The organism is uncultured Methanobrevibacter sp., from assembly GCF_947169325.1.
Lineage (GTDB): Archaea > Methanobacteriota > Methanobacteria > Methanobacteriales > Methanobacteriaceae > Methanocatella.
On the sequence record NZ_CAMVPN010000065.1, the window covers coordinates 1 to 14,884 of the forward strand.

General features: G+C 39.9%; 15 protein-coding genes, 1 tRNA gene and 1 pseudogene. 7 read left to right on the forward strand and 10 right to left on the reverse strand.

What is annotated here, in order from left to right; all coding sequences use genetic code 11:
• The 3 genes and pseudogenes from Q0W26_RS08935 to Q0W26_RS08945 form a co-directional block, all read left to right on the forward strand.
• Nucleotides 1-111, forward strand: a pseudogene (locus Q0W26_RS08935) (formylmethanofuran dehydrogenase subunit C); the annotation flags it as partial.
• Nucleotides 112-148: 37 nt separating this feature from the next.
• Nucleotides 149-439, forward strand: coding sequence for a DUF2097 domain-containing protein (locus Q0W26_RS08940; RefSeq protein ID WP_298524123.1), 291 nt, complete (start codon nucleotides 149-151; stop codon nucleotides 437-439).
• Nucleotides 440-562: 123 nt separating this feature from the next.
• Nucleotides 563-853, forward strand: a complete 291-nt coding sequence (locus Q0W26_RS08945) for a DUF2097 family protein (protein ID WP_298524126.1) — start codon at nucleotides 563-565, stop codon at nucleotides 851-853.
• On the opposite strand, the gene Q0W26_RS08950 is transcribed toward Q0W26_RS08945, so the two are convergent.
• From Q0W26_RS08950 to Q0W26_RS08965, 4 genes are all read right to left on the reverse strand, one after another.
• Nucleotides 854-2,536, reverse strand: coding sequence for a DUF128 domain-containing protein (locus Q0W26_RS08950; protein WP_298524129.1), 1,683 nt, complete (start codon nucleotides 2,534-2,536; stop codon nucleotides 854-856). It abuts the gene before it with no gap.
• Nucleotides 2,537-2,611: 75 nt separating this feature from the next.
• Nucleotides 2,612-3,967, reverse strand: a complete 1,356-nt coding sequence (glnA, locus tag Q0W26_RS08955; protein ID WP_298524132.1) for a type I glutamate--ammonia ligase — start codon at nucleotides 3,965-3,967, stop codon at nucleotides 2,612-2,614.
• A gap of 281 nt (nucleotides 3,968-4,248) precedes the next feature.
• Entirely contained in the window at nucleotides 4,249-5,418 is a 1,170-nt protein-coding gene (locus Q0W26_RS08960; protein WP_298524135.1) for an aldo/keto reductase, read from the reverse strand.
• 110 nt (nucleotides 5,419-5,528) lie between these two features.
• Nucleotides 5,529-5,638: transfer RNA gene (locus Q0W26_RS08965), tRNA-Met, on the reverse strand.
• Between the two features lie 146 nt (nucleotides 5,639-5,784).
• On the opposite strand from Q0W26_RS08965, the gene ahcY reads away from it, so the two are divergent.
• A complete protein-coding gene (gene ahcY / locus Q0W26_RS08970) occupies nucleotides 5,785-7,035 on the forward strand; it encodes an adenosylhomocysteinase (RefSeq protein WP_298524138.1) in 1,251 nt (416 codons plus the stop codon).
• Between the two features lie 24 nt (nucleotides 7,036-7,059).
• The gene (locus tag Q0W26_RS08975; RefSeq protein ID WP_298524141.1) at nucleotides 7,060-7,710 is read left to right on the forward strand and encodes a DUF2119 domain-containing protein; all 651 of its coding nucleotides are present in this window, start codon (nucleotides 7,060-7,062) and stop codon (nucleotides 7,708-7,710) included.
• A 56-nt stretch (nucleotides 7,711-7,766) separates the two neighbouring features.
• Here the strand turns inward: Q0W26_RS08975 and fen are convergent, their stop codons facing one another.
• The 6 genes from fen to cyaB are packed head-to-tail and all read right to left on the reverse strand — an operon-like array spanning nucleotide 7,767 to nucleotide 12,914.
• Nucleotides 7,767-8,750: a flap endonuclease-1 gene (gene fen / locus Q0W26_RS08980; RefSeq protein WP_298524144.1), complete on the reverse strand. Its 984-nt coding sequence runs from the start codon at nucleotides 8,748-8,750 to the stop codon at nucleotides 7,767-7,769.
• 8 nt (nucleotides 8,751-8,758) lie between these two features.
• Complete coding sequence (locus tag Q0W26_RS08985) at nucleotides 8,759-9,319, reverse strand: chorismate pyruvate-lyase family protein (protein ID WP_298524147.1); 561 nt, start codon at nucleotides 9,317-9,319, stop codon at nucleotides 8,759-8,761.
• An 11-nt stretch (nucleotides 9,320-9,330) separates the two neighbouring features.
• Nucleotides 9,331-9,894 (reverse strand): chorismate lyase, encoded by a 564-nt coding sequence (locus Q0W26_RS08990; RefSeq protein WP_298524150.1) that lies wholly within the window; start codon nucleotides 9,892-9,894, stop codon nucleotides 9,331-9,333.
• 8 nt (nucleotides 9,895-9,902) lie between these two features.
• Nucleotides 9,903-11,156: a homoaconitase large subunit gene (gene hacA, locus Q0W26_RS08995; protein ID WP_298524153.1), complete on the reverse strand. Its 1,254-nt coding sequence runs from the start codon at nucleotides 11,154-11,156 to the stop codon at nucleotides 9,903-9,905.
• A gap of 8 nt (nucleotides 11,157-11,164) precedes the next feature.
• Nucleotides 11,165-12,328, reverse strand: coding sequence for a homocitrate synthase family protein (locus Q0W26_RS09000; RefSeq protein WP_298524155.1), 1,164 nt, complete (start codon nucleotides 12,326-12,328; stop codon nucleotides 11,165-11,167).
• A gap of 37 nt (nucleotides 12,329-12,365) precedes the next feature.
• A complete protein-coding gene (gene cyaB / locus Q0W26_RS09005; protein ID WP_298524158.1) occupies nucleotides 12,366-12,914 on the reverse strand; it encodes a class IV adenylate cyclase in 549 nt (182 codons plus the stop codon).
• A 365-nt stretch (nucleotides 12,915-13,279) separates the two neighbouring features.
• Here cyaB and Q0W26_RS09010 point away from each other — a divergent pair, with 365 nt between their 5' ends.
• Both Q0W26_RS09010 and serB read left to right on the forward strand, forming a co-directional pair.
• Nucleotides 13,280-13,825: a TATA-box-binding protein gene (locus Q0W26_RS09010; protein WP_298524161.1), complete on the forward strand. Its 546-nt coding sequence runs from the start codon at nucleotides 13,280-13,282 to the stop codon at nucleotides 13,823-13,825.
• Nucleotides 13,826-13,838: 13 nt separating this feature from the next.
• On the forward strand, nucleotides 13,839-14,884 hold a 1,046-nt coding region (gene serB / locus Q0W26_RS09015), incomplete at its 3' end, for a phosphoserine phosphatase SerB (protein ID WP_342765344.1).

Sequence of the window (14,884 nt, forward strand, 5' to 3'; positions counted from 1 at the left end):
AACGGTAAAGGTAACCTTTACTTAGACGCTGAAGCTAACAAAGAAAAATTAGCTACTTACGGCGAATTAGACGACGAATATACTTCAATCAGAGAATACAGGAATTTATAATTCCTTCTCTTTTTTTATTTTTTTTAAAGGCGATATTATGGTAAAGGAAGTTGAAATGACCTTTGATGAAGTTGTGGAATACGTAAGAAACAATGTTTATGTTGGAGATGTTTTTGAAATCTCATATAATCGTATTTTCGCTCCTGGTGAAGTCTTAGGAATCACCGAAGAGGATGAAGTGACTGGTGAAGGTCTTAGGGTTGGTCTGCAGTTGACAGGCGAAATATTGAATCAGGCTGTTGAAGTGGATCTGCACGAAATTGGCGATGACTTATTGGAAATTCTTCATATTCATGACGGTAATGAAATAGTCATTGAAGTATTATAATTCTCTCTTTTTTCATTATGCTTTTCCATTTCGTTTTTCATCGAAAAATTATTTTGTTCGATAATATGCAAACAAATTTTTACACTATGAATTTCATATTATAATTTAGTGAGGTTGATTATCATGAAAGAAATAGAATTAACCACAAAAGAAGCTGTAAAGTATCTAAAAGAAAATGTAAAAATACATGATAGGATAGAAATAGCTTATAATAGAGTTTTTGCAGTAGGTGAAGTCTTAAATGTAGACTTTTCTGAATATTATGGTGAACCTGGCTTTAAATTATTAATTTCTATGGACGAAAGCGATTTAGGTTCCACTATTGAAATCGATGTATATGAATTTGAAGAGGATATCATCGAATTTGTCCATTACCCTCAGGATGGGGAAGATGTGGAAGTTACTGTAATCTGATTACAGCCTGCCCATCTCTTCAAATGGTATCAGTTTTTCAATTGCTTTGACTTCAATGTCAATTCCTTTTTCTTTTATTGCACCTATGGTGTTAAGTCCGCTTCCCGCAACGATTCCGAAGTTATAGTTGTCGGCCTTTGCATTGTATGTGACTTCCCTAGGCTTTCCAATTTTATATATGGAAAATCCTGTATTTTTCAAAATGTCCAGTAAGTGAACTGCGTAATTGCGTGCTATGTATGGAATCTCCTTGAAGCTGGCCAATATCTTCTTGGTTCCGTTGTCTGATGAAATTGCAGTCATGTTCTTTGATAGGAATACCTTGTGGGGATCGACGGTTGTTCCGTTGTAGGATATCAAATCGATGAATAGTGGCGGTTCTGTAAGCTCAAGAAGCCCTCCGTAAATAGGGTTTGACTTGATTCCGTTGTTTACCAGAAGTCCGTCGATGCTTAGGCTGCAGATTGTAGCTATTCCTATTTTATTCTCATCATTCGGATTGTCTATAAGCTTATAGTATGGATTGATGAATTTCGGATTTGAGTTGTAGGTCTCTTCCATTATTCCCAATGCACTATCCAAATCGTCCCTATTGATGTATGAAACATTGGCAATTATTTGCCCTTTTCTTTTTTCAACGTCAAAATCGACCTGCTGAATCAGATTCCATGATTTTGAAAGCATGAATGGAATATGAGGGTGTTCCCTTGGATTGACGGGTTTTAAAATAGGATTTGTTGACTCCACGATTGGAGATAATGTTTTGAAATCCCTTATTTCTTCAGCTATCCTTATGTCAATTTCCTCTCCAAGTTCCTTGATTGCACAAAATGGGGTTATTCCTCCAACCACTGTTATTCCAACCATTCCTTCAGGTATTGGAATTCCGAGATTGCCTTCGCCGGGTCGTGAAATGTCGATTATTCCTCCGATACCGATTTTGTTCAGCTGGCTGAATATGTCTATTGCCTTCTGCCTGCCGATTTCAGGTATCAGCCTGAAGTTTGCAGGAATTGTTCCGCTTCCTTTGGTGGCGACATCCAGAACTGATGTCTGGTTGGTGTTTGTGAATGCGTCAAGAGGAGTCACTGATGTCTTTTGGTATGAAATCAGTTCGGTGAACTTTACAGGATGTTCGTTTTTGATTTCAAGAAGGCCTCCGTATTTCGGCTGGGAGAGTATTCCTTCGTTGAGAAGTATGCCGTCGATTGTTGTTCCGCATAATGTTGTCACTTCAATTTCGCCATCATTTCCAACTTCCTTTAAATTAACGTGACGACTAACAGAAAGACCACTTTCGATAATTTCTTTCAGTATATCAATCGATTCTTTGTTATAAATGGTTGATGTATTTACAACCACATTTCCGCTTTGTGTCATATAGTTGAAATCAGTCAGATATATCATTTCTTCAAATTTTGAATGGATGAAATCTACCTGGTCATATATCAGTCCCTTTTCCAGCTTTTCACGGCCGAGATTTGTAATGCGGCGTCCGGAATACCCTACTCTTTCGGTATATCCCTTCTCGTCCAGTATCTGCATGTGGTATCTTACTGCACGTTCCCCCAGGTTGAACCCTTTGTCTTTAAGTTCGTCAGCTATCAGTTTGGAACCTGTGGGCTTGTCCTGTGCATTAAGTATTCTTAGTATTTCTATCATTCGATGTTCTGATTCTGACATAATAATGGCTCCATACCTTAAATTTAATCATAAGCTTTTATCATTAAATTTAAAATAAAAAAAGAATATTTAGATTTAGATATCTAAATATTTTCTCTGTTCGTATCCGAATACCTGTACGCGGTATTCATCCCATTCCTGATACTTGAGCTCGAGGAATTTCTCTGAAATGTGAGGTCCTAAAGCGTCCAAAATAAGTGGGTCCTCTTCAAGGGAGTGGTAAGCTTCCCACAGACTTGACGGCAGAACCTTGATGCCCATAGCTTCCCTTTCCTCTTCGGTCATGCTGTAGATGTCCGCTTCAATAGGGTCTCCAGGGTCAATTTTGTTGACAATACCGTCGACACCCGCTTCAAGCATTACTGCAAATGCGAGATATGGGTTACATGCAGGGTCAGGTGACCTGTATTCGATACGGGTTGCTTTTCCACGTGCTGCAGGAACTCTGATTAATGCGGATCTGTTTTTAAGACCATATGCAAGGTAAACCGGAGCTTCATAACCTGGTACAAGACGTTTGTATGAGTTTACAATAGGGTTTGTGATTGCGGTTACTGCAGGAGCGTGCTTGAGCAGTCCTCCCATGAAGTGAAGGGCATCCTTTGAAAGGCCGTTTTCAGAGTCAGGGTCTGAGAAGAGGTTTCTGTTTCCTTTGAATACTGACTGGTGACAGTGCATTCCACTTCCGTTGACGCCGAAGAACGGTTTCGGCATGAATGTTACCCTGTAGTCCATCTGGTCGAATGTGGCCATGTTGTCTACAATCGCTTTAATCGCCTGCTTGAATGTGATTACTGCATCTGCAGTTTTAAGGGCGTCCTTGAACTTGAATGCGATTTCGTTTTGACCCGGTGCCACTTCGTGGTGGGATGCTTCAACTTCAAAGTCCAGTTCCTCCAGGTTCAATGTAAGTTCTCTTCTGAAATCAGGTCCTTTGTCCAAAGGCTCGACGTCAAAGTATCCGGCTTCATCATATGGCATAGGATATCCGTTTTCATCAATGTCCACAATGAAGAACTCAGGTTCCGGACCGATGTTGTATTGCAGTCCCCTTTTTGCGAGTTTTGCAAGGGATTTTTTAAGCACGCTTCTTGGATCTCCTATGAAAGGTTCCTTTTCAGGAGTCCATACGTCACAGATGAATCTGCACACTGCAGACTCTTCAGGTCTCCATGATAATCTTGAATAGGTGTTTATGTCCGGTTTGAGGACAAGGTCACTTTCATTGATTCCGACGAATCCTGCTATTGAAGATCCGTCAAACAGCATTCCTTCATTAAATAACTCATCCATATCTTCTCTATTGAATGGAATGACAATGTTCTTTACAGTACCGTTAATGTCGACAAATTGCAGTCTGATAAACTTGATGTTATCTTCTACCATCTGTTCAACTACGCGTTCCATCTTTTCTTCGTTAATATCGCTCATCGAATCATGCTCCAATATCTTTTGTCAATATTGAATTTTTATAAATAAAAGGAGTAGGAAAATATCTTCCACCTTGGAAATATATTTCCTTTTTATCGTATATAAAGGTTTTAATGCCATCACTGTCCGTTATATGATTTCCATATATCAATGAGTAACATTTGTTTTTTTTAGTGGATGTTTCAGTATTGATTTCAAAATTCATTGAATTTTGTTTAAATCTAAATAAAAAATAAGTAAAATGTTGGGCTATTGTATATGCCGGCCAACATCTTTCAATTTTAGAAATGGTCAAATTCGCTTCCGAAGAATTCGTAAACTTTCTGGAGCTCTTCAGGAATATTTAGCATTTGTGTACAGAACGGAAGGCATTTTTCACACCCGACACAGCTGTCTGCCCTTGAATCCTCTGGAATCAATGAGAAATACTGCATTGCACTGGCTTTTGGATCCCTCAGCATCTGTGCGATGTTGTATTCGGTCAGGCAATTGACGATGTCGACGCCTTCAGGGCATGGCATGCAGTAGCCGCATCTTGTGCAGTCGTTTCCAAGTGATGTTGACTTGTACTGCCTTGCAACTTCCCTTATGATTTCCTGGTCGTAGTCATTGATAATGTCTTCGTTTGAAGCGTATTTTATATTTTCCTTAACCTGTTCCAGACTGGTCATGCCGCTAAAGACGCAGTCCACATCGTCACGGTTCCACAGGTATTGCAAGGCCCATTCTACAGGAGTCCTTTTGACTTCGGCTATTTCCCACCAGGACTTGACCTCTTCGGGGATGTTGTTGACAAGCCTGCCTCCTCGCAGAGGCTCCATAATCATGCTTCCGATGTTGTTGGCTTTCAGGTAATTGAGGCCCATCACTCCGGTCTGGTAGTATTCATCAAGATAATTCATTTGGGTTAAAACGACTTCCCATTTTGGATATTCATCTAAAATCTCAATCATGTAGTCGATTTCCATATGTGATGAAAATCCGACATGCTTGACCACTCCTGAGCTTAAGCAGTCATCCAAAAAGTCCAGCACTCCCAGACTGTTGACATGACTCCATCCTGGTGCTGTCAGGGAGTGGAGAAGGTAAATGTCGATGTAGTCTGTCTGCAGCTTTTCAAGCTGTTCGTTTAAAAAGAATTCAAAATCGCCTTTTTCCTCGATGGCCCATGAAGGAGATTTTGTCTGAAGGATTATTTCATCCCTTAAGCTGTTCTCCTTTAGGAAGTTGCCTAAAAATGGTTCAGCATTTCCGCTGCCTCCCAAAATGTCACTGTGATACGGATATGCAGTGTCAAAAATATTGATTCCATTTTCAATTCCGTATTCAAGCATTTTGGATGCTTCTTCCTCGTTAATTTCTGCATTGGACCCGAATGTAGGAAGCCTCATGGTTCCAAAACCCAGCCTTGAAACTTCCAGTCCTGTTTTGCCAAGAGTATTATAAATCATTTCAACCCCTCATTTGTTAATACTATGTTGGAGGGAATATATAAAATAAGTAGGAAGTTTGTAAGAATTTTTTTAAAAATAGTTTAGATGGAAATTCCTGGGATATAGGATGCCGGGGGCGGGATTCGAACCCGCGATCTCACGGTATCCCAGGAATAAGTCAGAGCACTGCTTTAATACCCTATGAGCCGTGCGCTCTAACCAGCTGAGCCACCCCGGCATCTAACAAATATATTTATTTTTATCATTACATTTAAAGTTTTTGCTTTTTCGACATTTTTTTATATTTTTTTAAATTTTTGGGATATATTTAATTACTCTTAATTATATAGTATTATTAATATTCATTTTTATTATGGTGATTTTATGAGTAAAGTTAAAGACATGTCTTTGGCACCGGAAGGTGTTAGGAAAATCGAATGGGTTCAAAAACACATGCCTGTTTTGGAATCCATCAAAAAAGAATATGAAGAAACCCAACCTTTCAAAGGAATTACTATCGGGTCATGCTTACACTTGGAACCTAAAACAATCAACTTAGGTTTGACACTTATGGCCGGTGGGGCTGAAGTCGCAATGACTGGATGTAACCCATTATCAACCCATGACGATGCAGTTGCAGGTGCAGCTGATTTAGGATTGAACGTTTACGGCTGGAGAGAACAGGACGATGAGGAATACTACCAGACAATCAACATGGTGCTCGACCACAAGCCTGACATTATCATCGACGACGGAGCGGACATGATCATGGTTCTCCACAACGAAAGGACAGAACTTTTAAGCCACATCAAAGGGGCATGCGAAGAAACCACAACCGGTGTTCACAGATTGCAGGCAATGCATGCAGACGGTGCATTGAAATTCCCTGTAATTGCAGTTAACGACGCTTACACAAAATATCTTTTCGACAACAGATACGGAACCGGACAGTCAAGCTTTGACGCCATCATGGGAACAACCAACATGGTCATTGCCGGAAAAACCGTGGTTGTATGCGGATACGGCTGGTGTGGAAGAGGACTTGCTTTAAGAGCAGCAGGTCTCGGAGCAGATGTTATCGTAACAGAAGTTGATCCAATCAGAGCTTTAGAAGCAAGAATGGACGGATACCGTGTAATGACAATCAGAGAAGCTGTAAAACAGGCTGACTTGATTATTACTGTAACAGGTAATGCTGACATCATCTGCGGTGACGACTTCAAGTACATGAAAGACGGCTGTATGCTTGCAAACTCCGGACACTTCAACGTGGAAATCAACAGACCAGATTTAGAGGCAATTTCCACAGGAGTCAAGGAAGTTCGTGAAAGTATCGAAGAGTTCACAACCAAAGACGGACGTAAGATTTACCTTTTAGCTGACGGACGTTTGGTCAACTTATCTGCAGCACGTGGACAAGGACACCCTGCAGAAATCATGGACATGAGTTTCGCAGTACAGGCTTTATCCGCCAAACACATCCTGGAAAACGATTTGCCTGTTGGAGTTACCAAAGCTCCTGATGAAATCGACTACACCGTCGCATCAATGAAACTCGATGCAATGGGAATAGAAATCGACTCATTGACAGACAAACAGAAAGCATACATGGCCAACTGGCAGGAAGGAACATAGATTCCTTCAAAATTTTCTTTTTTTATGTCCTATTTCAGATACATTGACAATGGGGACGGACCCACCAAACTATTTGTTGGAGGAGTCCACGGAAACGAAGGCATCACATCATTGAAATTCATGGAAAACATTGACGTTGATGATTTATCGCCCGGACAATTCTATTTCTATAACTTTGACAGGACCCCATACATATCCACAATCCGAAAGGAATATTACGAATCCGAAATAGGCCAGAGGATTTTAAACCTTATAGAACACTTCCAACCTGACTTTTACACTGAGCTTCACTGCTACAACCTCAAAAACTATGAGAAACTGACTTCAATGGAGAGGTATAAAAAGACAGGCATCCCACCGTTAATCAAGCTGGGAAACCATGTATTGGTATCATCCGTATCCCCGCTGATTAGAATGACCTATTTTTCAACGGAAACTGTCTGCAAGACTTTGGAAATTCCATGCCTTGAAAAGCTGACTCCTGAAATAATTGAAGAATATGGCTTTGACAGTTCCAAGGCTGTCGAGACTTATGAAAGGCTTCTTAAGCTGATTTTAAGGTCTCCTTCCCGAAATCATTTTGAAAGTGAAATGCTTAAGGACTATGCTCCTCAGGTTGAATTGGCAATGAAGTATGCCGAAAAGGTATTCGGGAAAGATTTCCCACCATATTAGATTCCATCACTGCGGATTTCCCAGATAATCTAGGTATTTCTTAGAAAAAAAGTTATTTAAAACCAGGCATCCAAACTGCCCTGGCTTGAGTTTAAGTTCTTGAGTTTATCGGAGGCTTTGGTTACGCGGTCCACTGAAAAGCCGTGCTCGTAGCATAAAAATTCGATAAGCTTGTCCTGCTTTGGCTTTTCCCATTTGATTTTATAGTCGGTGTTCACGTTATGGTTTAGGAATAGCTCCCTTACTTCATCAAGGTCATGGGTTGACTGTTCCTGGAGTTCCGCCAGTTTTTCCTTAAGCTGTCCTTTATGCGCCAGTTTAAGTGCTGTCTTTGCTCCAACTCCTTTAAGGCCTTCGCAGAAATCGGTACCAATCAGTATTCCCATGTCAATCAGTTCCTCTCTGGTGATGTTAAGTTCCCTCAACACCCTGTTGAGTTCATAGTATTCGAGATTTCCGAGGTTTGAATTGATTGCCAGGTTTCTCACAACCCTTTTTGCTCCGAACAGCAGGCAATCGTAATCCTGTGAAGCCACTGCATAGGCATCTTCGTTTGCTACCATGTATGCTGCCTGAGCTTCCCCTTCTCCTTTTGCTTCAACATAAGGTATTCCCATTAATGTAAGCAGTTTTTTTGAGGATTCTATTATTTCCGGCGAAAGCTTTGATGACCTCATCGCAAACTTCCGTGCCTTTTCTGTGTCTCCTTCTTTTAAGGCTTCCTTATATATCTTTTCGGCTTCGTCTCTCACTTCCCTTCTTTTTTGCTGGGTGTCGCTTTTGAGTTCTGAAGACTTTCCGTCAAAGACATATATTGGTTTGATGTCCTTTTCAACCATTGATGAGTTTCGATAGAGTATCCCGCTTAGGTGTGAAGTCACATTTCCGTTTTCATCAGTCAATGGCCTTCCATCCCTTTGCCTGATTGTGGAGAGGAATTGGTATAATGTGTTGAATGCGTCGATTGACACTGCCCTTCCTTCCAGGTCTTTGAAATTGATTTTTTCAGGTTCGATAATGTCTTTAAGTTTCACACCCATCTAATCACCTATTCTTGGAAATAGCTAATAGGATACGCTTCTTTTGACCAGATAACTATGTTCTTTTTGTGTATCAGCACATATTCACGTACTATGAAATCTTCGCTAGTGTGGAATAAGCTTTGAAGCGTTGCAGTTGGCTTTTCGATATACAAGTCAGTTATTTTTGTTATTGTTTCTATTTGATGTTCTACCAGTATTCTGCCGGTAGTTTGGTCCTCTTTAAGCAATTTTTCAATAACTGTATTGCTGCACCTGTCTTTCGGGATATATGTCAATCCATAAACGAGCGGACGGGCATTCTTATGTATGATAACTTCCCTGCTGTCAATTTCATCGCCTTCGTTGATTTCAAGTTTTTCAGCAATGTCCTTATCTGCGTTTCCCATGTGTTGATCTAATATGAATAGGTTGACATCGCCGTATAATGCATCCAGTATTGTAACTACCTGGCCTTCAATCGCACACAATATTTTTTGCACGGTTGACAGCTTTATATTGTTTTTCTCCTCTAATTCGATTATTTTTTCCCTTGGTAATTTGTATTTTGTTTCGGTCTCCGTATTCAATTTTAACACCCTTAAATTTCAGTAAATTGACTTACTGGAAATACTTCCTTAATCCACATCAATATCTCATCACAGTTGATTATAACATAATCTCGAGCCAGCATATCCTCATCAGTGCCGAAAATCTCCTGCAGCTTTTCATCCGGCTTTTCAATGTATATGTTTCTGATTTCCCTTCTGGATTCGATGTCATAGTTTTTCAGGATTCTGCCGATTGGGATGTCTGCCCTGATTAAATCGGAACAGATGCCTTCATGGCATCTTGACAGAGGAATGTGGGATATTGCATATATCAGCGGTTTGCCGTCCTTGTGCATTATGACTTCCCTGAAGTTGATTTCCTCGCCCTGGCAAACGTTAATCAGTTTTGCGTGTTCTGCGTCTGCATTTTCGAAATGCTGGTCTATTGTCTTTAATGTGATCTTGCCATACAACACGTCCAATATTGCGGTAATTGATCCGTCAGTTGTTAGAAGTATCTTCTGTGTGTTTGAAAATGTTTTTCCGTAATTCTCCTCTAAATCGTTAATCTTATCAATCAACGCTTTGTTTGCTTCATTTTTCTCTTGGGTCATTTCAATCACTATATGTCTTTTGGATTTGTTATAACTCCGGCAATTGCTGAAGCAGCAACCACCTTTGAGTTGGAGAGATATACTGAGGAAGCTGGGTCTCCCATTCTTCCCTTGAAGTTCCTGTTTGTTGTGGATATGCAGGATTCTCCTTCTGATAATACTCCCATATGTCCTCCAAGACATGGTCCGCAGCCAGGATTGCAGATTATGGCTCCTGCATCTATGAATGTGTCGATGTAGCCCAAATGCATGGCCTGCTGGTAGATTTCCCTTGAAGCTGGGAGAATTATTAGTCTGATGTCATCGCTGATTTTCTTATTTTCCAGGATGTCAGCGGCATCCTTCAAATCTGATAGCCGTCCGTTTGTGCATGAACCGATCAGGCACTGGTCAATTGATGTTCCTTCAATCTCAGAGATTGCCTTTACATTATCGACATCATTCGGACATGCAATCTGCGGTTCCATGTCGGTAATGTCAAAGTGAAGCTCTTTTGAGTATTGCGCGTCGGAATCTGACCTTACGATGTTGAGTTCGGATTCCCTTTTGCCTGTCCTTTGGCAGATGTAATCGATGACTTCTCTGTTAGGTTCCATTATTCCGTTTTTGGCGCCCATTTCAATTGCCATATTGCACATGGTTGCCCTTCCTTCAACGCCCATGGCCTCTATTGTCTCGCCGCAGAACTCGGTGGTCTTGTATGTTGCGCCGGCTATTCCGATGGATCCGATAATGTTTAAAATCACGTCTTTTGGAGCAATGTATTCGTTCAGTTCGCCTTCAACTTCCATCTTGATGGCTTCAGGTACCATGAACCAGCTTTTTCCTGTTGCCCAAACCATTGCAAGGTCTGTTGCTCCCATACCTGTTGAAAATGCTCCAAATGCACCGTATGTGCATGTGTGTGAATCTGCGCCTACAATCACCTTTCCAGGTTCCACCAGTCCCATTTCAGGAACGACCTGGTGGCAGATTCCTTCTCCGTGAATGTAGTTCTTTGTGATATTTTGAGTTTTGATGAAGTTTCTGCACACTTTCTGAAATTCTGCAGAACCGATTGTATTGGCGGGGATGTTGTGGTCGAATATGATTGCAATCTTTTCAGGATCCCACACCTTGTCCGCTATCTTTTCAAAGGTTTTGATGGCAGGAGGTGATGTTCCGTCATGTGACATTGCAAGGTCTACCGGAATTTCGATGATTTCTCCGGGGGTTACTTCATGTCCTGCCTTTTCGGATAATATCATTTCAGTAATGTTCATGATTCACCTTATTTCTTGGTATTTTTGACTATTTCCTTAAATACGTTATCGTTAATGTACTTTCCTTCTTCTCTTTGCTTTTTGACTTGCCTTACGATTTCAATCAGTTCCTCATCGCTGACGTCCAGTTCGCATTCATTCAGTTTGGCCCTGACTGCTCTGCATCCTGAATGCTTTCCAAGGACAAGCTGCCTTTTCTGTCCGACAAGTTCCGGGACATATGGCTCGTAGCATAACGGCTCTTCAATCACCGCATCGACATGGATTCCTGACTCGTGCCTGAACACGTTGTTTCCGACAACAGGCTTGTTGTATGGAATAGGAAGTCCGCTTGCTGCAGAGACGATGTCTGAGAGTTCCTTTATGTATTTTGTCTTGAATCCGTAATCCTTTCCGTATAATATTCTTAATGCCATGATGAGCTCTTCGAGTGAAGCGTTTCCTGCCCTCTCACCGATACCGTTGACGGTGGTTGAAATTCCTCCTGCACCTGCAAGAACTCCTGTAATTGAGTTGATGACTGCAAGTCCGAAGTCATTGTGGCAGTGAAGCGCAAGCATAACATCCAAATCCTTTACAAGCTCTCTGACCAGATAATCGATGCCCTGTGGAGTGATTGCGCCTGTAGTGTCTGCTATGTGCACTCTGTCGGCGCCGCATTCCTCTGCCTTTCCGTATATTCTTTTCAAAAAGTCAATGTCTGTTCTTGTGGCATCCTCTGCGGAAAATGCAACATATAAACCATGGTCTTTTGCGTAATCAACAGCGGTTTCACACAGGTTTATTGCATCCTGCCTGGTGATGTGCATCTTGTGGTCCAGATGGATGTCTGATGTTCCAACAAAGGTGATTACTCCATCGACATCGCAGTCAAGGGCTGCGTCAATGTCTTCAGGCTTTGTCCTTGTCAGCGCAATGATGTCTGCATCCAATCCTTCATTGGCAATCGCCTTTACTGATTCGCGTTCCCTTTGTGAAACTATTGGAAAACCAGCTTCAATCTGATGTATCTTGAACTGATCAAGTTTTCTTGCTATTTCCAATTTGTCGTTGAGGCTGAAGCAGACTCCAGGGGTCTGTTCGCCGTCCCTTAGGGTTGTATCATAAATAATTAAATCGTTTGGAAATTTCAATTCAGACTCTTTGTTATAATGACTAATAAAATACTGCAAAATATCACATCTGTTAATTAATATATTATATTATTATTTAATTATTATTTAACTTTTCTAAAAGTTCCAGATATGAGGTTCTCTCAAATCCTTCTGTGATGCCCAATTTTTCAAACAGTTTGAATATGGCGTTCTGGGCATCTTCGTAGTCTTCACCATCATCCAAGGCAATTTCTATTTCCATGTATGGGTCCAACCCTTCAATGTCATCAAGGGATATTTCAAAGTTTTCATAGGTGAAATATTGTCTGTTTTTCCTGACTGTCCTTACTTTTTTAAACCCAATCGCTTCAAAGATGTCGCTGCACTGGGCTGAATCTGCGATTCCCATTTCAATTTCACGCCTTGTCTTTGATTTGGCATCTATTTTAGGGCCTTTGTAGGTTATGAAGATGTTTGTGTTGTCATTTTGCTTTGTGGTTCTGATTCTCAGGGCTTCATCCGTCTTTGCAAAGTCGACTACCGGACTGTTGAAATAGATGTCTTCCTGAAATTCGTCTTTTGTTTTTACCGCACCGATGCGTTTGAGTTCATCTTCGATTTGCTTAAAGCTATTTATTTTCGCTTTGACTTCAACTTCAATCATGCTATCAACCAATTTGTAATTTGTAATGCCTTTGATAATATATTTTCCATCACTGGTGTGGAGTTTATGTGAAAATTTTTTCTAAAATTATTGTCCTTATTTGTTTTTTAAATATTGTTACTCAAAAGGCATAACATTTATAAATAAGTATTGTCAATATATTGTTTTCAAATTCATTTATAAATAAAATCATATTTTCGAAAATTTAAAATTTCCGATTTTTTTAGAATTTTCTTGATATGCTTTAAATAAACATACCTTTATATACTATTTAAATTATATATTTTAATAGTAAAAATTTAACGCATTTTTTTGTTTTCTTAAATTTTACTGACTACTTTTAAAAACTTATGGAGGTTTTAAATTTGACCGATGTTGACATAAAAATTGAAAACATTGTTGCTTCTGCAAGCATTGGTAAGGATATTGAACTTTCCGAAGTAAAAGAGGCTTTGCCAGATGTTACTTTTAATCGTGAACAGTTTCCGGGACTTGTTTTTAAACTTAAAGATCCTAAAACCGCAGCATTAATATTTAGCTCTGGTAAGCTTGTTTGCACTGGAGCGAAATCTATAGATGATTCCAAATTGGCAATCAAGAAAACTGTAGATTTAATGAGGACTGTCGACACTGACATTCCTGAAGAATTTGAAATTAAAATTCAAAACATTGTGGCTTCTGCGAACTTGGAATCCACATTAAACTTGGAAGCAGTAGCTTTAGAACTTGAGGACACAGAATACGAACCTGAACAATTTCCGGGTTTAGTATACAGATTATCTGATCCTAAAGTTGTTTTATTATTGTTTGGTTCTGGTAAAGTAGTTTGTACCGGTGCTAAAACAAAAAGCGACGCTAAGTTAGGCGTCGAAAGAGCTTACGATAGATTAAGTGAGCTAGATTTAATATAATTTGGTGGTATTATTGATTAAACTTGTAGTATTTGACTTAGATAACGTTATTATTGATGGTGAAGCGATAGATGAGATAGGAAAATTAGCAAATGTTGAAGAGGACATAGCTGCAATTACTGAAAAAGCTATGCAAGGTGAAATTGACTTTGAAACTTCTATCAAAGACAGAGTGCAACTTCTCGAAGGAACTTCAATTGAAGACATCGAGAAAGTGGCTGATGAACTTCCATTAATGCCTGGAGCTTGCAAAACCATCGATTGCTTAAAGAAAAGAGATGTAGATGTAGCTATCATTAGTGGTAGTTTTGATGTAGTGGCTGATAAGGTAAAAGATAAACTTGGAGTAGACACAGTTTATACCAATAGTTTCACAGTCGAAGATGGTAAATTAACTGGTGAAGTGACTGGTCCTTTAGTATCTGGTTCAAAATTAGATGTCTTAAAAGACCATGTTGAAGAAGCAGGAATTACTTTGGATGAAGTAGTTGCTGTTGGAGATGGCGCTAACGACATTTCCATGATTGAATCAGCTGGTTGCGGAATTGCATTCAACGCAAAAGATTCCGTAAAAGAAATAGCTGATGTAGTAGTAGAAGAAAAAGACTTGTGCAAAGTCTTATGTGAAATTCTTAATCAATTAACCACTGAAGAAGAAACTGAAACTGTTGACGACGAAGAAGCTGTTGAAGAAGAAGCAGAAGAACCTGAAGCTGAAGTAGTAGAAGCTACCGAAGAAGAAGCTGAAGAAGCTGTTGAAGAAGAAGCTGAAGATGCTGAAGAAGAAGTGGCTGAAGAAGCAGAAGAAACTGAAGAAGCTGAAGCTGAAGAAGAAACTGCTGAGGAAGAAAAACCTGCTGAGAAAAAAGGCAAAAAAGAACTTCCAAAATCTGATTTTGTTCTTGCTGACACTATGGAAGGTGTAAGAAAACAAAAAGATGAAAAAGAAGCTGAAATCTCCAAAGTAGCTGACGAAAGGGAAGAATTCAACAAAATAGCTAAAGAACAACGTAAAATCCGTGATGAATTAAACGCATCATTGAAAGAAAACTTAAATAA

Bases quoted from the DNA above. Each gene is read 5' to 3' on its own strand.
- Q0W26_RS08940 (WP_298524123.1), top strand. From the start codon at position 149: ATGGTAAAGGAAGTTGAAATGACCTTTGATGAAGTTGTGGAATACGTA.
- Q0W26_RS08945 (WP_298524126.1), top strand. From the start codon at position 563: ATGAAAGAAATAGAATTAACCACAAAAGAAGCTGTAAAGTATCTAAAA.
- Q0W26_RS08950 (WP_298524129.1), bottom strand. From the start codon at position 2,536: ATGTCAGAATCAGAACATCGAATGATAGAAATACTAAGAATACTTAAT.
- glnA (WP_298524132.1), bottom strand. From the start codon at position 3,967: ATGAGCGATATTAACGAAGAAAAGATGGAACGCGTAGTTGAACAGATG.
- Q0W26_RS08960 (WP_298524135.1), bottom strand. From the start codon at position 5,418: ATGATTTATAATACTCTTGGCAAAACAGGACTGGAAGTTTCAAGGCTG.
- ahcY (WP_298524138.1), top strand. From the start codon at position 5,785: ATGAGTAAAGTTAAAGACATGTCTTTGGCACCGGAAGGTGTTAGGAAA.
- Q0W26_RS08975 (WP_298524141.1), top strand. From the start codon at position 7,060: ATGTCCTATTTCAGATACATTGACAATGGGGACGGACCCACCAAACTA.
- fen (WP_298524144.1), bottom strand. From the start codon at position 8,750: ATGGGTGTGAAACTTAAAGACATTATCGAACCTGAAAAAATCAATTTC.
- Q0W26_RS08990 (WP_298524150.1), bottom strand. From the start codon at position 9,894: ATGACCCAAGAGAAAAATGAAGCAAACAAAGCGTTGATTGATAAGATT.
- hacA (WP_298524153.1), bottom strand. From the start codon at position 11,156: ATGAACATTACTGAAATGATATTATCCGAAAAGGCAGGACATGAAGTA.
- cyaB (WP_298524158.1), bottom strand. From the start codon at position 12,914: ATGATTGAAGTTGAAGTCAAAGCGAAAATAAATAGCTTTAAGCAAATC.